Here is a 25,861-nt window from a genome sequence, read left to right as displayed (position 1 = left end):
CCAACGTGGATTACAAGCAAGCGTTAGTGGGTTTGCTGGGGGAAGAACGAGTATCGACCAACCCCACAGTACTGGAGCATCACAGCCATGATGAATCGTACCATACCCCGCATCTTCCAGATGTGGTCGTGTTTCCGCAGACGGCAGAGGAAGTCAGCCAAATCATGAAGCTGGCAAACGAAAAGCGCATTGCGGTAACGCCGTTTGGCATGGGGAGCAGTCTGGAAGGCCATGCGATTCCTTATGCGGGCGGAATCAGCATGGATTTTTCCTTGATGAACCAAGTGCGGGACGTGCGACCGAAGGATTTCCTCGTGAGAGTCCAGCCAGGTGTGACGCGCACCCAGCTCAATAAAGAGTTGAAAAAGCACGGATTGTTTTTCTCCGTTGATCCTGGCGCGGACGCAACTTTGGGTGGGATGGCTGCTACAAACGCCAGTGGAACGACTTCTGTTCGCTATGGCGTGATGCGTGATCAGGTTCGCGATCTGGAAGTGGTGACGGCAGACGGACGTATCATCCGGACAGGGAGCATGACAGCCAAGTCCTCCTCAGGCTACCATCTTACTGGGCTGTTTGTCGGGTCGGAGGGAACGCTTGGTGTATTCACAGAGCTGACCTTACGTGTTTACGGCATCCCTGAGGCGACAACGGCGGCGCGTGCCAGCTTCCCTTCTGTTCAGGATGCTGTCGATACCGTCGTAGATATTCTCGGAGCGGGTATTCAAGTAGCGCGAATCGAGCTGGTGGATGAACGCTCCATCCAACAAGTGAATCTGTACAAAGAAACGAGCTACCCGGAAGCACCGACGCTGTTTATCGAGTTCCACGGCAGTGAACAAGGGCTCGCGTATGATATCGATTTTGCGCAGAACATCGCCGATGGACATGGCTGCACACAGTTTCTCTTTGAAACCGATTCAAAAGCGAGGGCGCAGCTCTGGGACGCTCGTCATAATCTGGCGTATGCCTTCCTGCACAAATCCCCCGGGAAAAAGCTGATGGTGACAGATGTTTGCCTGCCGATTTCCGAGCTGGCAGGAGCCGTTGTGGACGCGCGGCAAGCCATTGATCGCGCTGGACTGGATGGAGCGATTGCAGGGCATGTCGGGGATGGGAACTATCACGCCATCCTAATGATCGACCTGAATGCCCCCGAAGAAGTTGCGCGTGCCGAGGAAGTAAATGCCCATCTGGTGGAGTACGCATTGAGTCGGGGAGGAACCTGCACCGGGGAACATGGTGTGGGTGTGGGGAAAATCAAATACCAGCGCAAGGAACATGGAGAAGCACTGGACGTTATGCAAGCCATGAAGCATGTGCTGGACCCGAACGGCATTTTGAATCCGGGAAAAATTTTCGGGAAATAACAGAGAGCCTGCATTCTGAACGTTTGTCGGAATGTGGGCTTTTTCTTTTGCGTAATGTGTCGAAGAGGAGAGGAGAAAGGACGATTATGCAGAATGTAGAAGATTGGTAACTGGTGCATTACAGCATTACATTCTGGTGTGGCAGGGAGGCAAAAATGAAGTCTATTGTTGAAATTGCCAAGAGTGCAGGTATCGAAGAACAGCATTTGGAGCTATACGGAAAGTATAAAGCCAAACTATCAGATGAACTATGGGAGCAAGTGAAGGATCGCCCTGATGGCAAACTGATTCTTGTTACAGCGATGAACCCCAATCCGGCGGGAGCAGGCAAGACGCTCACGACGATTGGTCTGTCACAATCTTTAAATCATCTCGGGAAGAAAACAATGGCAGCACTTCGCGAGCCGTCCTTGGGTCCTTGCATGGGGATCAAAGGAGGCGCAACTGGAAGCGGTCAGGCACAAATTCTCCCGGCTGATGAAATTAACCTGCATTTTACAGGGGACATTCACGCGATTACAGCTGCACATAACTTGTTGGCAGCGATGATCGACAATCATATTTTCCATGGCAATCCGCGCGGGCTCAATCCAAAGAAAATCGTCTGGAAACGAGCTATGGATATGAACGACCGCGCACTGCGAAACATCGTGGTTGGTCTGGGTGAGGGCAATGGAATGACGCGTGAGGATGGCTTCATGATTACGACAGCGTCGGAAATCATGGCGATCTTATGCTTGAGTGAGAATCTAGCAGACTTGCGGGAGCGGTTGAACCGTATCATTATTGGCTACGATTTCAATGATCAGCCTGTACGGGCAGAAGAAATCAACGCGGTTGATGCGATGTGTGTTCTCTTGAAGGAAGCCATCAAGCCCAATCTCGTACAGACAATCGAGGGAACCCCGGTCATCATTCACGGTGGACCTTTTGCCAATATCGCACATGGGTGCAGCAGTGTGATCGGAACCAAAATGGCCTTGAAACTGGCAGATTACGTCGTAACAGAGGCTGGATTTGGTGCCGACTTGGGGGCAGAGAAGTTTTTTGACATCAAGTGCAGAAAAGCAGGTCTGACTCCATCGGCTGCTGTCGTGGTCATTACGGTTCGTTCGTTGAAATACAACGGCGGGGTAAAAGTACCTGACTTGGCAGTGGAGAACTTGTCTGCTCTGGAAAAAGGCTTCGAAAACGTCAAGCGACATCTGGAAAACCTACAGAAGTTCGGTGTGCCAGCAGTGGTGGCCATCAATCATTTTGCGACAGATACCCAAGCAGAGATTGATGCTGTCATTGCGCTGTGCCAAGCGGCTGGAGCCGAAGCAGCGCTCTCTAAAGTGTGGGCAGAAGGAGGAGCAGGCGGTGTCGAGCTGGCTGAAAAAGTAATTCGAGCAGCAGAGCTGCCTTCGTCCTTCCGATTCTTGTATGAGGAAGGCCTCAGCATTAAAGACAAGATTGAGACTGTCGTGAAAGAAGTATACCGTGGATCAGGAGTTGTCTTTTCGCCGTTGGCATTAAAAACGATGCAAAAGGTAGAAGAAATGGGCATGTCCCATCTGCCTGTGTGCATGGCGAAAACACCTTACTCTTTTACGGATCGCGCTGATCTGTTGGGGGCACCTGTAGACTTCACGATTCATGTGAGCGAAGTGCGCATATCAGCAGGAGCTGGTTTCATTGTGGCACTGACCGGAAGCTTGGTTACCATGCCAGGCCTCCCGAAAAAGCCGGCTGCGGAATCGTTATTTGTCGACGAGGAAGGCCACGTGATTGGATTAAGCTAATCAAAAAGTGTGACAAAAAGCTGACAGCTGTAAAAGGTTGTCAGCTTTTTTTCCATTTTGAGGTTTATTGGCGGAAAGTTATGGGAAATGAAAGGTGAGATTGAAAAAAAGTGAACTTAATTGAAAAACAACAAGGAATGACAAAGGCAAACTTGCTGAAAGGCAGGGACGCAAAGCCACGGGTCTAAGGACGAAGGTCAAATGACTTTCGCAGCTAGGACAGCCGGGTTGCCATACCGTAGTCATGATGGGCTGTCGGTGGGCAGTCTTTTTTTTGTTGAAAAAAGAGAAGGGAGAAGGGATTCGGTATGAAAAATAGTTTGAAGAATAAGCTAATTATCGTTTTGTGCCTGCTGTTGGTGATAAGTTTGGGTACGGTTTGCGGTGCAAGCTATTGGAGTGCTTCCAACCTTTTGGCAAACAGTCTGGACAAGGAAGCTGAGCTGTCAGCTAGCAATCTCTCGATTCGTATCGATGGTTTCTTTCAAGAGAAAATTGAGATTGTAAGAGCGATAGGAGGGTTGATGTCGGCAGATCAAAATGTCGAACAAGACCTGAAACTCATTCAAGAAGCCCAAAAGAAAAACCCCGAGTTTGAGACGTTCTTCTTTTCGCATGACTTAAGCGGTAAGAAAGTGATCAATTTCAAGGGTGAAGTGACTGACATTTCAGATCGTCCGCATATTAAGGAAGCCAGCAAAGGGGAAGGGAAGGTTGTTGTCTCTGAGCCAGTCGTTTCGAAGCGGACAGGGAATAACATCGTGACACTGGTCGTTCCATTGATGAAGGACAACCGTCAATACGGTTACATCGGTTCTACGATTCCAATCAACGAGATCCAAAAAAAGGTGTCTGAAGAGAAATTTGGCGAATTAGGTTACGCCTTTTTAGTAAGCAAAACAGGAACATTTATTTATCATCCGAACAGCGAGTACATTCTGAAGGAATCCATTCTCAATATGGGGATTCTTCAACTTCAGACTGCTTTTGAAGATATCAAGCAAGGGAATCATGGAATCGCCCAATACGAATACGAGAATACAGAGCGATTTGCTTCCTATGCGCCAACCAATTTGAACTGGGGGATATTCATCACTGCACCCGTAGCGGAGCTACATGCACCTGTCGATCAACTGTTAGTCCGATTGACGGTTATTTCCCTCATCGTATTGGGGCTTGGGGTTGTCCTCGTTTATTTCTTGGCTGTACGCATGGTGAAACCAATTGAGCGTCTGAATCACGCAGTAAATGTAGTGGCGCAGGGTAACTTGAAAGAGACCGTAACGGTTGACGGAAAAGACGAGATTGCGGTTCTGTCCCGTGACTTTAACCAGACGGTATCACACTTGAAAAATTTGATCGAAGACGTATCACTGTCGTCTGATCAAGTTCAGCGTTTTAGTCAGGAAGTATCCGAAGGCATTAAACAAGCGACGGAAAACATCAACCAAATTGGCTTGTCTATCGAACAGATTTCTGAGGGAGCAGAGGCGCAGGCATCCAGCTCGCAGGAAGTCGCATTGTCGATGACTGACATGGCAGCAGGCATCGTGAAAATCGCGGAGACGTCTGCACATGTTTCTGAGGCTGCCCAGATCGCAACAGAGCAGGCTGAGCAAGGGACTGCTGTAGTAGAGCAGGCAGTTCGCCAGATGGGAAGCATTGGGGAGGGAACTTCGAAGGCGACTGTAGCCATCGAGCAGCTCAACAATCGCTCCAAAGAAATCGAAGGCATTCTCGATACGATCAGTCAGTTGACCTCGCAAATCAATTTGCTTGCCTTGAACGCTTCGATTGAGGCAGCACGTGCTGGCGAGCATGGACGTGGGTTTGCTGTAGTTGCTGGTGAAGTAAAAAAACTGGCGAACCAATCCGAGGAATCCGCATCGAAAATTGCAATGCTGATCGGGGAAATCCAGCAGGATACTCATCACGCAGTAGAGGTTATGACCGAGGGTAACCAAAACGCACAGCAAGGTATCCAATTGGTCGAAGAGGTTCGCGAAATCTTCGAGCATATTTTGGAATCTTCCCGGAACGTTGCCGCGCACATTTTGGAAGTATCCGCAGCATCTGAGCAAATGTCAGCAGGCTCCCAACAGGTGAGTGCTTCTGTAGATGAAATGCATACCATTGCAAAGCATGCTTCACTCGACGCGCAAACAGTGGCAAGGGCAACCGAAGAGCAGCTTCAAGCCATCGAAGAAATTGGCAAGTCTGTCGAGCATTTGAACGCAGTGGCGGAAGAATTACAGCAAGGAATCGGCAGGTTTACGGTGTAAGAAGCAGCTCATCTGATTGTAAGTCCTCTTTTTGAAAGGGGGGATGCCATTAGGGGATGATGGAGTTTGTTTCTATAACTAAAACTAAATTCATTACCGTTTAACAGGAGGAGAACCCAGATGAAAAAAATCACACAAACAATCTTGGCGAGCACACTCGCTGCAACTATGCTCATGACATCAGGAACAGGTGCTTTTGCCGCAACAGCGGTTAAGCCTGTCCAAACTGTAGCGGCTGAAGCTGCTAAAAAACCACAAGTGAAGAAGTTTGAGTCTCGTTTGGACGAAATCATTGCGAGAGGCTACATCCTCGTAGGTACTCCAGGCGACTACAAACCGTTTACATATTTGAATCCGAAAACAAACCAATTCGAGGGTTACGATATCGACGCGATGAAGGAATTCGCAAAAAGCCTGGGAGTAGAGGCGCGTTTTGTCCAAACCTCTTGGCCGACACTGATGGATGATTTGTTGGCAAATAAATTCGATATTGCTGTCGGAGGCGTAACGCGCAACACAGACCGTCAGAAAAAAGCGCATATGAGCGATCCTTATATTATGTTCGGTAAAGCTCCACTCATCCGTGCAGAAGACAAAGACAAGTACAAGAGTGTAGCAGACATCAACAAGCCAGAGGTGCGCATTGGTGTGAATCCAGGCGGCACCAACGAGAAATTCGTTCGTGAGCACCTGACAAAAGCAACTGTGACGGTTGAACAAAACAACCTCGACATTCCTGGTCTGGTAGCAAGCGGTAAATACGATGTGATGATCACAGATACGCTGGAAGCGCTTGTATATTCCAAAGCAGATTCCCGTCTGTACGCTGCTCTGACTGACAACCCGTTCACAAAGAGTGAAAAAGCGTACATGATTCACCGTGGAGATACAATTTTCGCTAACTACTTGGATCTGTGGATGGATGAAATGAAACTGCAAGGGAAGTTTGATGAGCTTTACAACAAATGGGTAAAATAATCCAAAAAGAGACAAGCAGCCTGATTCTGGGCTGCTTTGTTATTTTTACAAGATTCATTACCAAAAAATCAAACAATTTGGGTATATAAGCTGTTTGCTTTTTTGGTCATTGCATGGTACGATTACAGCTATGTTCTTTAGGGCGCTACGTACAATCGGGATAAAAGGGCATGTTCCGGATCGTAAGGAATAGTGCCCTTTTTTTTGAGAATTTTATAGATGAAGGTATTGATAAAGGAGACTGACATTCATTGGCGACTTTTAATGATTTTGGCTTACACCACTCCATTGTTAGAGCTTTGAGCAACATGGGTTTCGAAGAAGCTACAGCGATTCAGGATCAAACGGTTCCTGTAGCACTGCAAGGTCGTGACCTGATCGGTCAAGCACAAACAGGTACAGGTAAAACGGCTGCATTTGGTATTCCGCTGATTGAACGCATGGATGAAACAAACGGAAATATTCAAGGGGTTGTATTGACCCCAACTCGTGAGCTGGCTGTTCAGGTTGCAGAAGAGATTAATAAAATTGCCCAATTTAAAAACATCTCTGCCCTGCCAATCTACGGTGGTCAAGACATCACGCGTCAAATCAAGGCGTTGAAAAAACGCCCGCAAATCATCGTAGCAACACCTGGTCGTTTCATGGACCACATGAGAAGAAGAACGATTCGTCTGGATGCCATCGAGGTAGTTGTTTTGGACGAAGCGGATGAAATGCTGAACATGGGTTTCATCGACGACATTAAGGAAATCTTGAAAGAGGTTCCAGAAAGTCGTCAAACCCTGCTGTTCTCCGCAACGATGCCGAGAGCGATTCAGGAAATCGCCCAGCAGTTCATGAACGAACCAACCATCATTCAAGTGAAAGCAAAAGAAGTAACCGTACCAAACATTGCACAGGAATACATGGAAGTAGCTGAAAAGCAGAAGTTCGATGTACTGTGCCGTTTGCTGGATATTCACTCCCCTGAGCTGGCTATCATTTTCGGTAGAACCAAGCGCAGAGTTGATGAGCTGTCCGAAGCCCTGACCAAGCGCGGTTATGGTGCAGAAGGTATCCACGGTGACTTGAACCAAGCGAAACGCGACAGCGTGCTCCGCAAGTTCAAGGAAGGTACGATCGAAGTGCTGGTAGCGACTGACGTGGCTGCACGTGGCTTGGATATCAGTGGTGTAACGCATGTATTTAACTTTGATATTCCACAGGACTCCGAGAGCTACGTTCACCGTATCGGTAGAACGGGACGTGCTGGTAAAACAGGTCTGGCAATCACGTTTGTGACTTCCCGTGAAATCGACCATCTGCGTCTGATTGAGCGAACAACGAACCGTCGCATGGAGCGTCGTGCGGTTCCTTCGATGGCTGAGGCTTTGGAAGGTCAACAAAAGATGACGGTAGACAAAATTCTCGAAGCATCTGGAAGAGACGATCTGTCTGCTTATAAAACGCTGGCAGAGCAATTGCTGGAGGATGTCGATTCCGTAACACTCGTATCCGCAGCACTCAAGCTGTTGACCAAAGAGCCAGATATGACTCCTGTTCGCCTGACAGAAGAGGCTCCACTTCGTGTAGGGAAGAAAAAGCTACCTCCAAAAGGAAAAGGTGGCTTTGGTTCCGGTTCCGGTTTTGGTGGAAAGCGTCCATCTCGCCCACGCAATGGCGAATATCGTCCTCGCGGCGGCGAATCTCGTCCGCGCAGTGGCGACTCTCGTCCACGCAGTGGTGACTCTCGTCCACGCAGCGGCGACTCCCGTCCACGCAGTGGCGAATCTCGTCCACCACGCAGCTAGGAATCGAGCGGTATAGCAAGCAAAGACTGATGTGCACATGTGCGCATCGGTCTTTTTTTGTGTGGACTACCTGCGAATATTTAGGGAAATCCGTGACAAACTAGGTTGAAAAGTGATCAAAGTTGAATCGGAAAATTTGTAAGGAGAAGGCTTCTGCAGCTGAGCAGAGGTCTTTTTACTGTGGGCTATTAAGTTTTGGCAACAACGAGTCAGACAAATTCGCGCTTTGATTTTGTTGTTAGCCCCTATGAAAACGCTTTATATTTGAGGTGTACACATTATCTTTTCAATCATGTCAACATCTCATAAATAGGGGTAAAGGAGGGTGCAGTATGGAGAGCGTGGAAGCAAAAAACGCTTCGGGTGGAATACGGGTCTCGGTACAAAAGTTTGGACGATTCTTGAGTGCGATGGTCATGCCGAATATCGGTGCTTTCATCGCTTGGGGATTGATTACCGCTTTATTTATTCCGACAGGTTGGCGGCCTAACGAAGAGTTGGCCAAATTGGTCGGACCGATGATTACGTATTTACTGCCACTGCTGATCGGTTATACCGGCGGAAAAATGGTCCATGATGTTCGAGGCGGGGTCGTAGGTGCCGTCGCTACGATGGGGGTTGTCGTAGGTGCAGACATCCCGATGTTCTTGGGAGCCATGATCATGGGTCCTTTGGGCGGTTGGGTCATCAAAAAAGTAGACCAGTTGTTCGAAGGAAAAATTCGTTCCGGCTTTGAAATGCTGGTGAATAACTTTTCCGCGGGTATTGTTGGTGGGTTACTGACACTTTTGGCATTCAAGGCAATTGGGCCTGTTGTTGTAGGCTTGAGCAAGGCGCTTGCAGCGGGTGTAGAAGTCATTGTAGGTGCTGGGCTGTTGCCGCTTGCCAGCATTTTCATCGAGCCAGCGAAGATTTTGTTCCTGAACAACGCGATTAACCACGGTATTTTGAGCCCAATCGGTCTGGATGAAGCGGCGAAGATAGGTCAATCGGTTTTCTTCCTTCTTGAATCCAATCCGGGGCCAGGTTTGGGAATTTTGTTGGCATACTGGCTTGCTGGCAGAGGTAGTGCCAAGCAATCGGCTCCAGGTGCTGTCATCATTCACTTCTTCGGAGGTATCCACGAAATTTACTTCCCGTATGTGCTGATGAATCCGCGCTTGATTCTGGCGGCCATTGGTGGCGGGATGGCTGGTGTGTTTACCTTCACGCTGCTTGGCGCAGGATTGGTGGCGCCACCGTCTCCAGGTAGTATTTTCGCCTTGATTGCAATGGCACCGCGTGGTGGATTGCTACCGGTACTGGCTGGTGTGCTGGCCGCGACTGTCGTGTCTTTCCTTATCGCATCTGCTCTCTTGAAAATGAGCGCGAAGACAGACGAAGATGAACTGGAAAAAGCGACAGAAAAAATGCAAGAGATGAAAGGCAAAAAAGCGCAGGAACAAGAAGTAGTAGAAGCTCCCGTGAAACATGAGGTTGCTGCTGCTGACGTGAAGAAAGTCGTCTTCTCTTGCGATGCGGGTATGGGCTCCAGTGCGATGGGAGCGGCGTCTTTGCGCAAAAAGTTCAAGGATGCGGGTCTGACCGAGATTACGGTCATCAATACGGCGATCAACGACATTCCAAGTGACGCTGATATCGTCATTACACACAAGTCTTTAACAGAGAGAGCGCAGGTCAAAGCGCCTTCTGCGGAGCATATCTCCATTGAAAACTTCTTGAATAGTCCCGAGTATGACAAGTTGGTCAAACGCCTGGGGTAATGGGAATCAACGCTAGTGAGAGCTAGCGTCTTCCCTCTTTGGCGTTTAGGAGGGAACGAAGACATGCATGTATCCTCTCGACAGCGATCCATTATCGAGATTTTATTGAAGGAACAAAAAGGAGTTACCGTTGGTTCGATCGCCGAGCAGATTGGGGTAAGCGGCCGTACCGTTCACAGGGAATTGGATGCACTGGATTCCTTGTTTGAAGAATTTGAACTCGAGTTAGTCAGAAAAACAGGCTCAGGACTTGAAGTGGTGGGGGCCGACGACCAAAAGAGTGCACTCAGAATGTCTGTCCTGCATCACATGACGAAGGAATACACCGCGCAGGAACGTAAGGCCATTATCCTATGCGCGCTCCTAGAGGCATCGGAGCCAGTCAAGCTGATTTCGCTGGCGATCGATTTGAAAGTGACGACCGCGACCATCAGCCATGACCTGGATGATTTGGAGACCATGCTCGCCCGTTACGATCTGTCACTCTTGCGAAAAAGAGGGTACGGCGTAGAGCTGCAAGGTACAGAGTCGTCCAAGCGGCGAGCGATTAGTAGACTGATTGCCGAGCATCTGGATGATCACGAGCTGATAGGGATTATCAAAGAAAATATTCAAAACAAGGCACTGCGAGACATCGACTCGATAGCGGAACGGCTACTTGGCTTGATTGACCGGCAAAAGCTGATCAAGGTCGAGAATGCATTGAGCCATCTGGACGAGGAGCTTCCCTATCCTTTGGCAGACAGCGCCTACCTAGGATTGGTCACACATTTGGCATTGGCCATGGAACGGATTGAAAAAGGGGAAGGCATTCATTTTGACGAGCATACCCTTAGTGAATTGAATGGAACTCCTGAATACGAAATTGCGAGCAACATCATGGAACGGCTGAAGCAAATTTTCCAAATGGAAATCCCGGCGGATGAGATCGGCTATATTACGATGCATTTGCGGGGAGCCAAGCTGCGGCATTCTCCGGATGACCAGGTATGGCCCGAAAATACGGAGCTCATGGTCATTACGAGACGCTTCATTCAAGCATGCGAAGAACGCTTGGACATTCCGCTTAGTAATGACGCCTCGCTATTCCATGGGCTGCTGACGCATTTGGAGCCAGCGCTGTACCGATTACAGCGGAAGATGGAGATTCGCAATCCGATTCTCGAACAGATCAAGCAAAACTATCCAGAGCTGTTTGCCGTAACAAGTGAAGCGGTCCATACGATCTTGCCAGAGCTTCGGGTTCCAGATGAAGAGATCGGATACCTGGTGATGCATCTTGGTGCAGCATTGGAGAGAACGCGCCATGAGCAGCAGTGGTACCGGGCATTGGTAGTCTGCTCCAGTGGGATCGGCTCCTCCAAGATTTTGGCAACGCGCATTAAAAAAGAAATACCGGAGATCGTCAGCTTGAAAAATCTGTCCATGTTTGACTTGAGAGAGGTTCCGGCAACGGATTATGACTTAATCATTTCCACCCTTCCATTGCCGCTTGATCCAGCGGAGTATGTCGTGGTCAGCCCGCTGCTTCCGCCAGACGATATCCAAAAAATTAAATATCTATTGCACACGACGAGCCAAAAACAATCCCATCAGGAGAAAAGTCAGCCGGTGCCCGCAGGACAGCAGTCCATCGAACAACTAAGGGCCATGCAATACTACGCTGCGTATGCCAATGAGCTTTACGATGGGCTGTGGGGAATGAGATGGGATAACCGTGATCAGGACATCGCCCAGCTTTTGAGCCAAATCATCAAGAGGCAAAAAGAGCGCGGAACGATTGGGGAGGTCGAACCGGTAGTCAAGCAGCTGATCGAGCGGGAAAAGCTCGGCGGTTTAGGGATTCCGGGAACATCCTTGGCCCTTTTTCACGGAAGAAATGAAGCAGTGAACAAGGCTTCTTTTACCTTTCACCAATTACGAGAGCCAGTGCTTCTTCGCTCGATGGATGAAGAAGTGATATCCATTGATATGCTTCTGTTACTTCTGGGGCCGAAAGAAGTGCCGAAGGAAGGGCTGGAAGTACTCAGCGAGATCAGCTCCCTTTTGATTGAAGAAGAAATGCAAGCAGTTTTGAAAACAGGAGAAACACAGCAAATTGCTGATTATATAGCGGGCAAAATGTATGCGTTTTGCCTCAAAAAGATAGGAATGGAGAGAACGAAATGAAAAACATACTGACAGCAGAAAAAATCATGTTGAACGCAAAGGTAGCCAATAAGGAAGAAGCGATCAGACTGGCAGGACAATTGCTTGTGCGTGCAGGCCACGTAACGGAGGCGTATGTAGAGAAAATGCAGGAGCGCGAGCAGTTGGCGACCACATACATCGGAAGCGGCGTAGCCATCCCGCATGGAACAAACGAATCCAAGGCAGAGATTCAATCCACTGGGATCTCTATCATTCAGGTTCCTGAGGGTGTTGACTTTGGAGAAGGCAATACAGCTTATTTGCTAGTGGGCATTGCTGCTGTTGGGGATGAGCATTTGGAGGTGCTCTCGAACATCGCAATTCTTTGCTCCGAGGAGGAAAACGTCAAGCGGATAGTGAACGCGGCTTCGGCGGAAGAAATCATCGCGATGTTCTCCGAGGAGGTGTAATCCCCTATGCTAGCTGTACATTTTGGAGCGGGAAATATTGGGCGAGGCTTTATCGGACAACTGTTGCAAAAGGCTGGCTATGAAATTGCGTTTGTGGATGTCAATGCGGCTTTGGTCGATGAGCTGAATGAGCGGAAAATGTATCGCGTGCAACTAGCAACAACAGGAAAACCGGAGTCGGTCGTGGAAGGAGTTCGAGCGATAAATGGTCAGGATGTAGCTGCGGTAGCTGAAGCGATCGCCACTGCCGATTTGGTAACAACGGCAGTTGGTCCTAACATTCTTCCGCACATTGCAGGGGCCATCGCAGCCGGCATTACCCAAAGACTTACTGTTCATGCAAAGCCACTGAATGTGATTGCATGCGAAAATATGATCGGCGGTAGCGAGAAGCTGAAGGAGCATGTGTATGAGCATCTGACGGAATCGGTTCAAGCCGAGGCATCACAATGGATTGGATTCCCCAATGCAGCCGTGGACCGGATTGTTCCTTTGCAGCAGCATGCTGACAAGCTTCTGGTTATGGTGGAACCGTTTTTCGAATGGGTGGTAGATTCGTCGCAGATGGTTGGAGAAGTCCCGGCTATTAAGGGCGTTACGTATGTAGAGGATCTGGCGCCGTACATCGAAAGAAAGCTGTTCACCGTCAACACAGGTCATGCGGTCATCGCGTACCTGGGGTATCAGTTGGGGATGAAAACGATTGATGAAGCGATGCGAGACGACCGGATTGTTCAGGCGACACGTGGGGCTCTTCAGGAGACAGGTGCACTGCTTGCTGCCAAGTACGGATTTGATCCGCAAGTTCATGGGCAGTATGTAGAAAAAATCCTCGGCAGATACACCAACCCGCTACTTTCTGACGATATTGTCAGGGTGGCACGTTCGCCGATTCGCAAGCTGTCGCAGCATGATCGTTTGGTCGGTCCAGCGCTGCAATGCATGGAAAAAGGGATGAATCCAGCGTATTTGGGACTAGCGATTGCAGCCGCATTGGCATTCGACTATCCCGAGGATGCGGAGTCCGCACGGATACAAGCAAGCCTGAAAGAGTTTGGATGGGAAAATACATTACACAATTGTACCGGCATTCCGGCAGGTCATCCGCTTGAGGAGATTGTGCGCGAACAGGCACGCAGATTGAAGGAATGGTCAGGTAGCCATTGAGAGAGGCTGGTGTTACGATGTCCCAAAAGATCACAGGTGTAAAAGCTTCAGCAGGTATAGCCATTGGCAAGGCGTTTTTACTGACAACGCCCGATTTACAGATCAATACCGTAGCGATTGAAGATCCGGCGAATGAAATCCAGCGCTTTCAAGAGGCGTTGGCTCGAGCGAAAAATGATTTGGAGGGCATCGTTCTGCGCGTGGAGCAGGAGATGGGGACGGATCATGCAGACATTTTCAAAGCTCACCTGCTCGTCTTGGAAGACCCGGAACTAGTCGATACCGTCAAAGATAAAATTACGAGTGAAAAGACAAACGCCGAAAGTGCCTTGAATGATGTCGCACAAGCATTCATCGGACTTTTTGAGCAAATGGACAACGAATACATGCGAGAGAGGGCAGCAGATATTCGTGACGTGACCAAACGTGTACTATCTTACTTGCTCGGTGTACCGTTTGCAGGACTCGGTGAGCTGACAGAAGAAGTGATCATTGTAGCAGATGATTTGACGCCTTCTGATACGGCTCAATTAGACCGTCGCTATGTCAAAGGCTTCGTCACAGACATTGGCGGTCGAACCTCGCATTCGGCGATTATGGCACGTTCTCTCGAGATTCCTGCTGTTGTCGGAACACAAGGGATTACTCGTGCAGTTCAGCCAGCAACGCTCATCATTCTCGACGGGCATGAAGGAATCGCGATTATCGACCCGAGTGAAGAAGAGATTGCTGACTACAGACGCAAGCAAACTGATTACGAAGCGCAAAAAGCCGAACTGGCGAAGCTTGTGAACGATAAAACGGTCACATTGGACAATCATCATGTCGAGCTTGCCGCTAATATCGGAAGTCCTGAAGATGTTGCTGGGGCAATCGCCAACGGAGCTGAAGGTGTCGGGCTGTTCCGCACGGAGTTTCTGTACATGGGACGTAATGATTTCCCGACGGAAGAGGAGCAATACCTCGCGTACAAGCACGTGCTGGAGCATATGGGCGACCGCCCGGTGGTTATTCGTACATTGGACATTGGCGGGGACAAGCATCTCTCTTACTTGGCTTTGCCAGAAGAAATGAACCCGTTTCTTGGACATCGCGCCATCCGGCTGTGTCTCGACAACCAAGAATTGTTTCGTACGCAGCTGCGTGCTCTATTGCGCGCAAGTGTACACGGCAATCTGAAAATCATGTTTCCGATGATTGCGACACTAGAGGAGTTCCGCCAGGCGAAAGCGATTTTGGAGGAAGAGAAAAAATCGTTGGTCAATCGCGGAATTGTAGTATCCGATCAGTACGAAGTGGGTATCATGATTGAGATCCCTGCTGCGGCATTGATGGCCGATCAATTTGCACGCGAGGTTGACTTTTTCAGCATTGGAACCAATGATTTAATTCAATACACAATGGCAGCCGACCGTATGAACGAGAAGGTCGCTTATCTCTACCAGCCTTATCACCCTGCCGTTTTGCGCTTGCTGCACAACGTGATTAAAGCAGGGCACGCGCAGAACAAGTGGGTCGGTATGTGCGGGGAGATGGCGGGCGATCCAATCGCGATCCCGATTCTGTTGGGAATGGGTCTGGATGAATTTAGTATGAGTGCAGGGAGCATTTTGCCTGCGCGCCAACAGCTGAGTCGTTTGAGTGCAGAGGACGCAGCAAAACAGATGGATACGATTTTGCAGATGAGCACTTCTGTGCAAGTAGAGGCGTTCGTGAAGGAATGGCTTGAGAGAGTGTAGGGAAGGAGGTAAATCAGAATGGTAGAAAAAAAAATAGTGGTTCAATTGGCGCACGGCCTGCATGCACGTCCTGCTGCGAACTTTGTGAAGGTGGCCACGTCTTTTTCCAGTGAAATTAAAATCATCAAAAATGAGAAAAATGTAAATGGCAAGAGCATCATGGGCATTATGGCAGCAGCGATTGGAAAAGGGGAAGAAATTACTCTGATCACCGATGGTGCCGATGAACAGGAAGCGATGGCAGCATTGGAAAAAGCATTGACCGAACAGGAATAGGGAAGAGACAAGAAAAGGAAAGACGAAAAGCCCCTCGATTTGAGGGGTTTTTCTGTTGTTCCGGGAAATTTTACGTAGATAGTAGTTGTGCGAAAGGCGGCGAAAAGGGGGTCAGCCGTTTTTGGGCTCGCTGTTCTTCTAAAAGCTGCTCCATTTTCAGGCGGACGCGCTCCGAGTGTGTGGTTTTGTAAAGGGGGATAACCATATTCCGTGTTTCCAAAGGGTCGGTCGTGAGATTGTACAATTCGTAATCAGTCATCGTAGGGTTGTATACATCCCCAGCAAAATAGCGGGAGTATTTCCATAAAGCGCTGTGCCCGGCAGAATTCATGCAGGCGAGGACCATTTCTATCCGATTCGGAGGAATGACAGAGTCATAGGGTTGGTGTTGCACGTTCACCTGATGCTGTCCTTTTGTCACATCGTCGTCCGTCATGAAGTAGATCGGCTCGCTGGGGATAGTGTCCGTTTCGTGGGTCAAGATGATGGGAGTAAGATCACGACCAACTAGAGGGCGTACCTCACTATGTGTATAGGTCAGCTCGTCACGAAGCCTGTCTGTGTCTGCTCCAGCCATCCCGAGTAGTGTCGGAAGAATATCCACATGACTGGTTAACAGCTCTGTGGAGGTCGCGAGTGGAAAAAGGAGCGGGTTGTGGATAATGAGGGGAATGTGAATCGCCTCTTCATAGGCACAATACCATTTTTGATACAGCTTGCCGTGAGCTCCCAACAATTCACCGTGATCGGATGTGGACACGACCAGTGTCTCGGGATAAAACGAGCTAGCGACGAGTGCTTCAAGAACACGCATCATTTCCCGATCGGCGTTTTTTTGGAGTTGATAGTACAGTCTTCGATAATGGGCTTGGTCCGAAATGGGTTGAAACGCTTGTGGATATACCTCTTGATAACTCGCTTGGCAGCGCGGCTTTGTCGAAAGTGATTCGTACTGAGTAGGGGGCGGGGCAACAGTGGGAACGGACTTATCCACATGGAAGCGAAAAAACGGTGAGCTCGCAGAGATATCCCCATAGATGGCGATATCATGTGGATTGACGAAAGACGCCACGATCAGCCAAGGATGGTAGCTTTCCGCGGAGCCTTTCTCCTGATCTAGGGCATGGAGCAGCTCGATGACTTCACTGCTGTACACCACATCACGACCATTTACTCCGATGGCTGCGGACGAACCGGAGTTATGCGGCGCTATTCCGTGCGGTTCGGGACCAATCCAACTGGAGAAACCATAGCCGTCCAGCCGATCGGCAAGCAAGTACAAGCGTTCCTTATCGGGATCAGGGATCCCTGTTCCAAGGGTATAGCTGGGGGTAGGAACATGGGTACCCGGTACCCAAATGTCGGCATCGGAAAAATGCCACTTGCCTTTATAGAAACAACGATAGCCCGCTTGGCGAAAATAATTTCCCATCGTCGGGACAGTATTGCGATCGAGCCAGAACATGTCGCTGTCGGCTGAGCGTTTAGCGGCGCCGCTGGTCTGGGTGACGCCGTGCAAAGAGGGATACTGACCAGTGAATAAGGTAGCTCTGCTAGGGCAACAGGCTGTGGAGCCAACATAATGACGCTTGAATTCCAACCCATGCTCTCGCAAAAAAGCATGGGCGTGGAGTGTATCCTCCCTCCATTCACGTATCGCAGGCTCTTCATAAACAGGGGGAAATCGTTCCTGATCCACAATGATGAATAAGATATTCGGTCGTCTCCTCAACCATTTTCTCGACATATAGATCCCCCTCGGCAAAGATGTACACATCTTTATCAACATATGGGGATAATCTTTGTCCTTATCCACAAAAAAACTCGCCGATCATCAAGAAATCGGCGAATTCGAATTCGGGTGTTTGGTTATCCACAGTTTTTATACCAATGCAAAGGAGAGCACTGACAAAAGAATCGAGGTAATACTCATGGCAATCAGTGGGCGCGCTGCTTTTGTCCGTAGTGCACGCAGATTGACATTGAGCCCGAGCCCGACCATCGCCATGGTGAGCACGAAGGTTGTGACATTGGCGATGCCATTATGGAACGCTTCTGAGACAGGAATGGATGTACCAAGAACGTAGCTTCCAAAAACACTCGTGGCGAGGAATCCGATCAGGAACCAAGGGAATTCGATCTTGGTGCCACTTTGTAATTTCCCGGAGCGTTTCATCCAAACCATCAGGATAAAACAGAGCGGAACCAACAGGAGTACACGCCCCAATTTTGCCAGCAGGGCAATCGCTAGCCCATCTTGACCCGCTGGTGCAGCAGCCAATGCAACATGCGCAATCTCATGCAGACTAATTCCTGACCACATGCCGTATTCGACCGCGGACAGGGGAAGGAATGGACGGAGGATCGTGTAGGCAACGGCAAACAGGGTTCCGACGAGTGCGATCATACCTACCCCAATAGCGGTATCCTCATCCTTGGCAGCAATGATAGGGGAGACGGCTGCAATGGCTGCTGCTCCACAGACGCCTGTACCGACTCCGAGCATGAGGGAGAGGGAAGAGTCTGCTTTTAACCATTTGGCTATCAGCATCGTAACCACAATGGCAAAAATAATGACACCAGCGTCATAGACGAGAAGTCCGAGACCTTGATTCAAGACGACGTCGATATTGAGCTTGAGCCCGTACAAAATAATAGCCAGACGAAGTAAACGTTTGGCGGAAAATTGAATCCCTGATCGCAATGCCTCCGGATATCCACGAAAATGCCGGTACGCGACCGCGATCAGGATCGAACAGGCGAGAGGGCCGACCTGTTGAAAGCCAGGTATTTTTGCTAAGCCGTAGCCTGTCAGGGCGATGAAAAAAGTAAAAGCGATTCCAGCTATCCACAGCGAGAAGGATGCAGGTTTGCTTTCGTTGTTTTTTGCGGGCTGTACGCTGGCATTGCTTTCATTCAATGGCACGCTGCTTTTGATCTGAGTTGCCATTGCCATCACTCCTCGAAAAGTTTTACAAACTCAGCATACGGCAACTGCTATAATAAGAAAAATAAATCATTGCGATAATGATCATAAGTGAAATGAATGATTAGTGGTGGAAAGGAGAGTGAAGGCAGTTGGATCAGCATTTGCTTGTGTTCGTGACCGTTGCAGACAGACAAAACTTTTCCCGAGCTGCAGAAGAGCTCCACATGACGCAGCCTGCCGTTAGTCAGTATATTCATGCGCTCGAGCGCACGATAGGGACAAAGCTCCTGGAGCGAAGCAACAAATATGTTCGCTTGAATAAAGCCGGGGAGATTGTCTATCATCACGCTCGGGAGATCTTGGGCTTGTATACGCGGATGCAGAGCCTCGTGGATGATTTGATGAATACACCGAGCGGGCCTTTGACGATTGGCGCCAGCTACACCTATGGAGAGTATGTACTGCCTCACGTCATTGCCCGTCTTCGTCAGTATTACCCAATGATTACCCCCACGATTACGATCCACAATTCCACCGTCATTGCTGAGCTGGTGGCGAATAGACAACTCGACGTCGGGATTGTTGAGGGAGAGTATGTGGACGAAAAAATGTGCGTAGAGCCGTTTGCTGATGATCGGATGTATTTGATTGCTTCCCCAGAGCATCGATTGGCCGGGCAGTCGGAGGTCAGTATTGACGAGCTGATGAAGGAAACGTGGATTGTACGGGAAGAAGGGTCAGGCACGAGGGAAGCGGCTGAAAAAATGTTTCGCCAACTACAATTCACACCGTACAAGCGAATGGAGTTCGGCAGTACACAGGTGATCAAGGAGTCAGTGGAGGCTGGCTTGGGAATCAGCCTGCTGTCCTATTGGGCCATCCGCAAAGAACGCAAGCTCGGCACGCTCTGTACATTGAAAGTGACGGGGACACCGGTTACCCGTGATTTTTCGCTCGTCACGAAGTCTGAAGAGTTTCATACCAAAGCATTGGACATCTTCATGGATCTCATCCGCACACATGTGCCGGAGGGTGCCCATACGTAAAAGAGGAAGCGGCACGATTCATCAGTGCTGCTTCCTCTGTTCATTTTCATGCGGACGAGTCTGGATGGGCGAGTGTAAGTCGAAAGGTTGTTCCTTCTGGAGATGTCTGAACCAATTCGACATTGCCGCCGTGTGTTTTTGCCAATAGGCGGGAGATCGTCAAGCCCAGCCCCAGACCTTGCTTCTTTTTCCGTTTGCTATCTCCGCGATAGTACCGTTCGAAAATGAAGGGAACCTCTGACTCAGGAATTCCCTTTCCATTGTCGGTTATATCGATGGAGAGGAAGTCACTCGGATTATGGACGCCGATGTTGATTTGCGTTGCATTTGCGGCAGCACTGTTCCCCAATAAATTGAGCAAAATTTGTTTGACATGTGATTCATCACCGATCCATACAGTATCTTGTCCAGTCGGATTAACTGTCACAGATACGTTGGCAAATGAGGGCAAGGCTTGCACCTGTGCGACTATCTGATCCAATGTGCTGTCGATCTGTATGGACTGCTTCTCGGCGAATACCTCACCTGCTTCCATGGAGGAAAAATCGAGCAGGTCATTGACCATTGTCTGGAGTCGCTTGGCTTCGTCCATGCTGATTTGCATGAATTCATCCGCATCTGCACCTTTCACTACGCCGTCTTTGACCGCTTGAATCATCCCGCGGATCGAGGTGACAGGGGTACGTAGCTCATGGGACACACCAGCCAAAAGGTCGGTGCGCATCCGCTCTAATTGTCCAAGCCGTTTCGCCATTTCGTCAAAGGAATGAACCAGCTGACTGATTTCTGCTTCTTTGATTTTGGAGGAATTGGGCAAGGAAGGCGTATAATTTCCGCTGGATATTTGCTCTGCCGCTATTGCCAACTGCCGCAGGGGCTGTGTTAACGAGCGAGACAGGACATAGACGATGGCCCAACCGCACAAAGTGATGATTCCGATGGAAACCATGATCGTGATATAAGTGTGAACCAAATCATTGTTAAGGGGGGTACTGACGTAATAGGTGCCTGCGACTGTATTGTGTTCATAGTAAGGGACACCCACACGCAGCCAGGTAGCTCCCTTTGTGGCAACAACCTCCCGTATTTCTTTCGTTTTGTCCACCGGTTGGGCAGGAGTAGGCAACTGCGCAATGGTAGCGGTCATCGTCTGATTCACCATTTCCTTCTTGAACGTCTTGCCTGCATCATCGTAAATCTGTACCACGTGATCGCTTGGAACAGTCGGCATGACTCGAAATGCGATCATGGCGGTAGTGGCTGCGGGTGTTGCGGTGTCAGGAATAGCCGGAGACGCAGGGCCAGTCACAGCAGCGACAGCCTGATTGGAGATACCTACAGTTGTTTGTGCCAAATCCTCTATCTTTACAGAAGAAGTCGAGGTGTCCTTGGCAAGCAACACCTTGGTATACGAATCAGCGAGCAACTCTGTTCTTGCTTCCAATACTTGAAACTGTTGTTCTGTAGCTGCTTTGTTAATCCAATAGATTCCAAAAAAGCCGATACCAAAAAGAATGATCGATAAAATCAAGGCATAGCGCCACGTCCAGTAGCGCAAGAGCGGCACGGCAGTCCTGTTGGCAGAGAAACGTTTAGTAAACACGTAGGCTGTACCCCATTCCTCTGATTGTGCTAATCTCCCCTTCGGAAGTCGGCCAAGGCAACAAGCTTTTACGCAAACGTTTCACAGCGGTATCCACAGAACGATCCCCTCCTTCAAAATCCATTCCCCACACTTGATCCAGTAATTGATCGCGGCTAAAGCATTGGTTGGGATGTCGCGCCAGGAAAACGAGCAGCTGCCAATCCCGTGGCATCAAGGCAAGGGGTGTTTTCCCGATCAAGGCATTTTGGGCAGCAACATCTATGGAAAGTGTCCCGAGTCTGATCGTATCTGCTTCGGAGATATAAGAGGAACGGCGGAGCACAGCTTGTACACGTGCGAGCACTTCTTCTGGATCAAATGGCTTAGCGATGTAATCATCTGCACCTTGTGCTAGCCCTTGGAGCTTGTCTGGTACGGTACCGCGCGCCGTGATGATAATGACAGGGCAGCTGCCGTATTGGCGAATCTGATCGAGTATATCCAAGCCGTCATGATCGGGCAGCATCAGGTCAAGCAGGACAAGATCCGGTTTCCAGGAGAAAAAAGTCGGGATTGCCTCGTGATTACCCTCATTCCATTTTACCTCATAGCCCGCCCGTTCCAGGTAGACCTGGACAAGTCGGGCGATCGGCATTTCATCCTCGATGAGTAGAATTCGTTTCACGAAGAAACACCTCCTATCTATCTCAAGTCAATTTGTACTTATCATAGCAATGATAGACATCATTTTGACTGTAACCATTTGTAAAAAATGTTCTTGTTCAGTTGTTTAGCAGGGCGTAACTAAACCTCTGGCAGTTTCCTGTCAGAGGTTTTTGTGTGTGCTTGAAAGGCAACGCTTATTTTTTGATGGCAGATACGGAGACTGTTGTTCCTTTTGTGATCTTGCCTTCTTTTTCGAGCTGTTTGATCAATTCGTCAACGGTGATTCCTTTCTCTTTTGCCATTTGCTCCAAACTGATTGCAGGTTGAGTAAAGGAAGCTGCTTCACCAGTGGCGATCGTGCCTTCTTTTTCAAGCTGCTTGATCAACTCTTCCACAGAGAGGCCTTTTTCTTTTGCTACTTCTTCCAGATTGATAATTGTCGTGGAAGCAATCATTGCCAGCGTTCCTTCTTCTTTAAGCTGCTCGATCAACTCTTCTACGGAGATGTCTCTTTCTTTTGCCATTTCATCCAGGTTGATTGTCTTACTGTTATCACTGTTGGCATCGAATTTCATGAAGGAGAAGCTAGTTGTCAGATCGCCGTCTTTCGTGTTAATAGCTACTCCTTTCGTCAGTTTTCCTTCTTTTTCAAGCTGTTTGATCAACTCTTCCACAGTGATGCCCTTTTCCTTTGCCATTTGCTCCAGGTTAAAAATCGGTTTTAGAAGAGCATCTGTACCATCTGTGTTCACCATTTTCAGTGGAGCAGAAGAACCAGTCGTTTTCGCTGGTTCATTTGCCGCAAATGCGGAACCTGCCATTGCAGATACTGCCAAAGCCATTACTGTCATTGCCATTTTCTTTTTCATTGTAAAATTCCTCCTTGGGGTTCTGTAAATGAGTGGTGAGCCTTGTTTGATGGGCTTGCCCGTCTCGGCTACAACTCAAAGATAATGGGGGCGTGTGTCCGTAATATGACCGGAATATGGAAAAGTGACGGAATGCCGAAAACGCTTGCATTTTTCTGTACCTTGTTCTACATTAGAGACAGGTAAAAGACCACGTAAATCGCGTGTAATCTTCTACTCACAAGTGAATAATCAAAAGGCAAAGGTGCCCTTGAACACGGCTTATTTTTTCGTGTTTAGGCACCTTTTTTTGCTTTTGAAAAGGGAAGTTGTCTTGAAAGGAGTGACACGCATGGAAAAACCAATTCGAGCGACGCCGCTTGCGATCCGACTGATTCCCAATGTCGATCCTCAATTTGCGGAGAAGCTGAACCTGCCTTCTCATATCCGAAGTCTGGGGCTTTTGACCTCAACGATTGACGATGTGGGGTATACAGCCATTGACGAAGCGACCAAAAGTGCAGCGGTAGAAGTTGTGTATGCCAAGTCGTTTTATGCAGGCTCAGGCCATGCGTCTGGACCGTTGTCCGGCGAGTTCATCGGGATGATCGGAGGCGCGACGCCATCGGAGGTGCAGAGCGGACTGGATGCAGCCGTTGCATTTATGGAGAGCGGAGCATGCTTTTACTCTTTGAATGATGAAGGGACGCATGCGTATTACGCCCATGTTGTGTCGCGGACGGGCAGCTATTTGTCCCAACTGGCGGGTATCAGAGAAGGTGAACCGCTTGCCTACTTGATCGCACCACCGCTGGAAGCCATGTATGGTATTGATGCCGCCCTCAAGGCTGCAGATGTAGAAATGGTTCAATTTTTTGGTCCACCAACAGAAACGAACTTTGGGGGAGCGCTACTCACTGGTAGCCAGTCGGCATGCACGGCAGCCGCCGATGCTTTTGCCGATGCCGTAAGAAGTGTCGCCCAACAGCCTGTCAAACGATAATAGGGAATTTCCCTCTTGAAGGGGAGGTAATGTAAATGCGCGCTACGTCATATTCACTCGGCATGATTGAGACATTGGGCTTGCCTGCTCTCATTGCTGCCGCAGACGCTGCTGCCAAAGCAGCTGACGTCAAAGTTGTCTCTTATGAAGGCGCGGACGCAGGAATCGTTACCGTGTATGTAATCGGAGATGTCTCGTCCGTACAGGCAGCAGTAGATGCTGGCGCTGACGCTGCGAGACGTGTTGGAAGATTGCTGCACTCACACGTGATTCCACGTCCTGACGAAAATGTACCAAAAATGCTTAAAAATCTGCTGAAACCGGAAGCAAAAGAAGAGGCTAAGGCAGAGCCGGCCCAAGTGCCAGCGACCAAATTGCAAGATCAGTCTATCAATGATCTGCGCAAAATGGCGCGTTCGTATGCGGACTTCCCGCTGACAACGAACGAAATCAACATGGCGAAGAAAGAAGATCTCATTCGTCTGTTGGAAGAGAAACAAGGCGGAGGTGACAAAGCCTAATGACACTCGACGCTGATCTGTATTCCATACAGGAAGTGCGTACCTACCTCGCACAAGCGAAGGAAGCACAGGCCAAGTTCGCTACTTACAGCCAAGAACAAGTCGATAGAATCATCGAAGCCCTGTCCAAAGCAGGCGTGGAGCATGCAGATCGACTCGCAGCTATGGCTGTAGAAGAAACAGGCTTTGGTAACATCGCGGACAAACGGATGAAAAACCTGTTTGCTGCTCAAGATGTGTACGCATCTGTGAAAGATGTAAAAACGGTTGGTATCATCCGTAAGGACGAAGAAAACAAGGTATGGGAAGTGGCGCAGCCATTCGGTATTGTAGCTGGTATCGTGCCTTCTACCAATCCAACGTCCACGGTAATCTATAAATCGATGGTCTCCCTCAAGGCGAGAAATGCGATTGTCTTCAGCCCGCATCCGTCGGCAGCCAAATGTACGCTGGAAGCAGCGCGACTGATGGCACAGGCGGCAGTAGCGGCTGGAGCACCAGAAGGCTTGATCCATTGCGTTACCAAGCCTACGCTTCCAGCGACAAACGAGCTGATGAAGCACAAGCTGACCAATTTGATTCTCGCGACTGGCGGAACGCCAATGGTACGCGCAGCATACAGCTCCGGTAAGCCTGCTTACGGTGTAGGACCTGGTAACGTTCCAGTCTACATCCACCACAGTGCAGACTTTGCTGCTGCTGCGAAGCGCATCGTACAGAGCAAAACGTTTGACTATGGTACAATCTGCGCTTCTGAGCAAGCATTGGTAGTAGAGGAATCCACCAAACACCAATTGATTGCTGCCCTGAAGCGTGAAGGCGCCTACTTCCTGAACGAGCAAGAAAAGGAAAAGGTAGCTGCCATCGTCACGATTAACGGCTCGCTGAACGCGAAAATCGTTGGCCGCTCTCCGCATGTGATCGCGCAAATGGCGGGTATTACCATCCCTGCTGATACGCGTGTCCTGATTGCGGAGGAGAACAATGTAGGTAAAGCATATCCGATGTCCGTTGAAAAACTGGCTCCGGTCCTTGCCCTCTACACTGTTCACGGCGACAGCGAAGCGTTTGCCCGTTGCCGCGAATTGCTGGAGCATGGTGGTCTTGGACATACAGCGGGTATTCACGCCCAGGATGAAAATGTCATCGCAGCGTATGGTCAAGCAATGCCAGCATCTAGAATTCCGGTCAATACAGGTACGACCTTCGGAGGAATTGGTGCAACGACTGGCGTACAACCAGCGTTCACTCTTGGATGCGGCTCTTTAGGGGGCAACATCACTTCCGATAACATCGGTGCGAAGCATATGTTCAACATCAAGCGTGTTGCATTTGGTATCAAAGAAATGCCACAATCAACACCAGCACCACAAGCTCCTGCGACACAAGCGGAAGAAGCTGTTCTACAAGCTGTCTCTTCCATGAACGTTGGCTTGAGCCGTGATGAGATCAAGAACATCATCAAATCCGTGTTAACAGAAATGACGTCTTAATGTCGTAAAACACTAAAA

The 25,861-nt window shown here is 49.3% G+C and carries 20 protein-coding genes and 1 riboswitch; of the genes, 15 read left to right on the top strand and 5 right to left on the bottom strand.

Features of this window, described 5'->3' with window-relative positions:
- The first annotated feature begins 5 nt into the window (after window positions 1–5).
- From HP401_RS02810 to HP401_RS02760, 11 genes are all read left to right on the top strand, one after another.
- Window positions 6–1,370 (top strand): FAD-binding oxidoreductase, encoded by a 1,365-nt coding sequence (locus tag HP401_RS02810; RefSeq protein ID WP_173603983.1) that lies wholly within the window; start codon window positions 6–8, stop codon window positions 1,368–1,370.
- A 155-nt stretch (window positions 1,371–1,525) separates the two neighbouring features.
- Window positions 1,526–3,154 (top strand): formate--tetrahydrofolate ligase, encoded by a 1,629-nt coding sequence (locus tag HP401_RS02805; protein ID WP_173603982.1) that lies wholly within the window; start codon window positions 1,526–1,528, stop codon window positions 3,152–3,154.
- Window positions 3,155–3,289: 135 nt separating this feature from the next.
- A riboswitch (cyclic di-GMP riboswitch) is annotated at window positions 3,290–3,390 on the top strand.
- A 72-nt stretch (window positions 3,391–3,462) separates the two neighbouring features.
- Window positions 3,463–5,436: a methyl-accepting chemotaxis protein gene (locus tag HP401_RS02800; protein ID WP_173603981.1), complete on the top strand. Its 1,974-nt coding sequence runs from the start codon at window positions 3,463–3,465 to the stop codon at window positions 5,434–5,436.
- Between the two features lie 120 nt (window positions 5,437–5,556).
- On the top strand, window positions 5,557–6,414 hold the full coding sequence (locus HP401_RS02795; RefSeq protein WP_087350417.1) for a transporter substrate-binding domain-containing protein: 858 nt from the start codon (window positions 5,557–5,559) through the stop codon (window positions 6,412–6,414).
- A 251-nt stretch (window positions 6,415–6,665) separates the two neighbouring features.
- Window positions 6,666–8,207, top strand: a complete 1,542-nt coding sequence (gene cshA, locus HP401_RS02790; protein ID WP_173603980.1) for a degradosome RNA helicase CshA — start codon at window positions 6,666–6,668, stop codon at window positions 8,205–8,207.
- A gap of 332 nt (window positions 8,208–8,539) precedes the next feature.
- On the top strand, window positions 8,540–9,970 hold the full coding sequence (locus HP401_RS02785) for a PTS mannitol transporter subunit IIBC (protein WP_087351155.1): 1,431 nt from the start codon (window positions 8,540–8,542) through the stop codon (window positions 9,968–9,970).
- A gap of 63 nt (window positions 9,971–10,033) precedes the next feature.
- On the top strand, window positions 10,034–12,139 hold the full coding sequence (locus tag HP401_RS02780; protein WP_173603979.1) for a BglG family transcription antiterminator: 2,106 nt from the start codon (window positions 10,034–10,036) through the stop codon (window positions 12,137–12,139).
- A complete protein-coding gene (locus HP401_RS02775; RefSeq protein WP_173603978.1) occupies window positions 12,136–12,570 on the top strand; it encodes a PTS mannitol transporter subunit IIA in 435 nt (144 codons plus the stop codon). The genes HP401_RS02780 and HP401_RS02775 overlap by 4 nt, the downstream gene beginning before the upstream one ends.
- 6 nt (window positions 12,571–12,576) lie before the next feature.
- Window positions 12,577–13,737 (top strand): mannitol-1-phosphate 5-dehydrogenase, encoded by a 1,161-nt coding sequence (locus HP401_RS02770; protein ID WP_173603977.1) that lies wholly within the window; start codon window positions 12,577–12,579, stop codon window positions 13,735–13,737.
- A gap of 17 nt (window positions 13,738–13,754) precedes the next feature.
- Entirely contained in the window at window positions 13,755–15,476 is a 1,722-nt protein-coding gene (ptsP, locus tag HP401_RS02765; RefSeq protein ID WP_173603976.1) for a phosphoenolpyruvate--protein phosphotransferase, read from the top strand.
- An 18-nt stretch (window positions 15,477–15,494) separates the two neighbouring features.
- Complete coding sequence (locus HP401_RS02760) at window positions 15,495–15,752, top strand: HPr family phosphocarrier protein (RefSeq protein WP_064200074.1); 258 nt, start codon at window positions 15,495–15,497, stop codon at window positions 15,750–15,752.
- Between the two features lie 70 nt (window positions 15,753–15,822).
- Here the strand turns inward: HP401_RS02760 and HP401_RS02755 are convergent, their stop codons facing one another.
- Both HP401_RS02755 and HP401_RS02750 read right to left on the bottom strand, forming a co-directional pair.
- Window positions 15,823–17,499 (bottom strand): sulfatase family protein, encoded by a 1,677-nt coding sequence (locus HP401_RS02755; RefSeq protein ID WP_173603975.1) that lies wholly within the window; start codon window positions 17,497–17,499, stop codon window positions 15,823–15,825.
- Window positions 17,500–17,634: 135 nt separating this feature from the next.
- Window positions 17,635–18,702, bottom strand: a complete 1,068-nt coding sequence (locus tag HP401_RS02750; protein WP_173603974.1) for a YeiH family protein — start codon at window positions 18,700–18,702, stop codon at window positions 17,635–17,637.
- A 128-nt stretch (window positions 18,703–18,830) separates the two neighbouring features.
- On the opposite strand from HP401_RS02750, the gene HP401_RS02745 reads away from it, so the two are divergent.
- Window positions 18,831–19,727 (top strand): LysR family transcriptional regulator, encoded by an 897-nt coding sequence (locus HP401_RS02745; protein ID WP_173603973.1) that lies wholly within the window; start codon window positions 18,831–18,833, stop codon window positions 19,725–19,727.
- A gap of 46 nt (window positions 19,728–19,773) precedes the next feature.
- On the opposite strand, the gene HP401_RS02740 is transcribed toward HP401_RS02745, so the two are convergent.
- The 3 genes from HP401_RS02740 to HP401_RS02730 form a co-directional block, all read right to left on the bottom strand.
- Complete coding sequence (locus tag HP401_RS02740; RefSeq protein WP_173603972.1) at window positions 19,774–21,330, bottom strand: sensor histidine kinase; 1,557 nt, start codon at window positions 21,328–21,330, stop codon at window positions 19,774–19,776.
- Window positions 21,320–21,997 (bottom strand): response regulator transcription factor, encoded by a 678-nt coding sequence (locus HP401_RS02735; RefSeq protein ID WP_173603971.1) that lies wholly within the window; start codon window positions 21,995–21,997, stop codon window positions 21,320–21,322. The genes HP401_RS02740 and HP401_RS02735 overlap by 11 nt, the downstream gene beginning before the upstream one ends.
- A gap of 175 nt (window positions 21,998–22,172) precedes the next feature.
- Window positions 22,173–22,847: a hypothetical protein gene (locus HP401_RS02730; RefSeq protein WP_173603970.1), complete on the bottom strand. Its 675-nt coding sequence runs from the start codon at window positions 22,845–22,847 to the stop codon at window positions 22,173–22,175.
- A gap of 331 nt (window positions 22,848–23,178) precedes the next feature.
- Between HP401_RS02730 and eutL the strand changes: the two genes are divergently transcribed.
- Genes eutL through HP401_RS02715 form a run of 3 tightly spaced genes read left to right on the top strand, consistent with a single transcriptional unit; the run spans window position 23,179 to window position 25,843 of the window.
- The gene (eutL, locus tag HP401_RS02725; RefSeq protein WP_173603969.1) at window positions 23,179–23,829 is read left to right on the top strand and encodes an ethanolamine utilization microcompartment protein EutL; all 651 of its coding nucleotides are present in this window, start codon (window positions 23,179–23,181) and stop codon (window positions 23,827–23,829) included.
- A gap of 35 nt (window positions 23,830–23,864) precedes the next feature.
- A complete protein-coding gene (locus HP401_RS35560; protein WP_064200067.1) occupies window positions 23,865–24,350 on the top strand; it encodes a BMC domain-containing protein in 486 nt (161 codons plus the stop codon).
- Window positions 24,350–25,843, top strand: coding sequence for an acetaldehyde dehydrogenase (acetylating) (locus tag HP401_RS02715; protein ID WP_064200066.1), 1,494 nt, complete (start codon window positions 24,350–24,352; stop codon window positions 25,841–25,843). The genes HP401_RS35560 and HP401_RS02715 overlap by 1 nt, the downstream gene beginning before the upstream one ends.
- Window positions 25,844–25,861 lie beyond the last annotated feature (18 nt).

The sequence above is a fragment of the Brevibacillus sp. HB2.2 genome (assembly GCF_013284275.1).
In the GTDB taxonomy this organism is placed as follows: domain Bacteria; phylum Bacillota; class Bacilli; order Brevibacillales; family Brevibacillaceae; genus Brevibacillus; species Brevibacillus brevis_D.
The sequence above is the reverse complement of the archived record's forward strand: the minus strand, read 5'-3'. Positions and strand labels throughout refer to the sequence as shown.

What these genes read in the sequence shown, in the direction of transcription:
- HP401_RS02805 (WP_173603982.1), top strand. Translation starts at nt 1,526, where the DNA reads ATGAAGTCTATTGTTGAAATTGCCAAGAGTGCAGGTATCGAAGAACAG.
- HP401_RS02800 (WP_173603981.1), top strand. Translation starts at nt 3,463, where the DNA reads ATGAAAAATAGTTTGAAGAATAAGCTAATTATCGTTTTGTGCCTGCTG.
- HP401_RS02795 (WP_087350417.1), top strand. Translation starts at nt 5,557, where the DNA reads ATGAAAAAAATCACACAAACAATCTTGGCGAGCACACTCGCTGCAACT.
- HP401_RS02785 (WP_087351155.1), top strand. Translation starts at nt 8,540, where the DNA reads ATGGAGAGCGTGGAAGCAAAAAACGCTTCGGGTGGAATACGGGTCTCG.
- HP401_RS02780 (WP_173603979.1), top strand. Translation starts at nt 10,034, where the DNA reads ATGCATGTATCCTCTCGACAGCGATCCATTATCGAGATTTTATTGAAG.
- HP401_RS02775 (WP_173603978.1), top strand. Translation starts at nt 12,136, where the DNA reads ATGAAAAACATACTGACAGCAGAAAAAATCATGTTGAACGCAAAGGTA.
- HP401_RS02770 (WP_173603977.1), top strand. Translation starts at nt 12,577, where the DNA reads ATGCTAGCTGTACATTTTGGAGCGGGAAATATTGGGCGAGGCTTTATC.
- ptsP (WP_173603976.1), top strand. Translation starts at nt 13,755, where the DNA reads ATGTCCCAAAAGATCACAGGTGTAAAAGCTTCAGCAGGTATAGCCATT.
- HP401_RS02760 (WP_064200074.1), top strand. Translation starts at nt 15,495, where the DNA reads ATGGTAGAAAAAAAAATAGTGGTTCAATTGGCGCACGGCCTGCATGCA.
- HP401_RS02755 (WP_173603975.1), bottom strand. Translation starts at nt 17,499, where the DNA reads ATGTCGAGAAAATGGTTGAGGAGACGACCGAATATCTTATTCATCATT.
- HP401_RS02750 (WP_173603974.1), bottom strand. Translation starts at nt 18,702, where the DNA reads ATGGCAACTCAGATCAAAAGCAGCGTGCCATTGAATGAAAGCAATGCC.
- HP401_RS02730 (WP_173603970.1), bottom strand. Translation starts at nt 22,847, where the DNA reads ATGAAAAAGAAAATGGCAATGACAGTAATGGCTTTGGCAGTATCTGCA.
- eutL (WP_173603969.1), top strand. Translation starts at nt 23,179, where the DNA reads ATGGAAAAACCAATTCGAGCGACGCCGCTTGCGATCCGACTGATTCCC.
- HP401_RS35560 (WP_064200067.1), top strand. Translation starts at nt 23,865, where the DNA reads ATGCGCGCTACGTCATATTCACTCGGCATGATTGAGACATTGGGCTTG.
- HP401_RS02715 (WP_064200066.1), top strand. Translation starts at nt 24,350, where the DNA reads ATGACACTCGACGCTGATCTGTATTCCATACAGGAAGTGCGTACCTAC.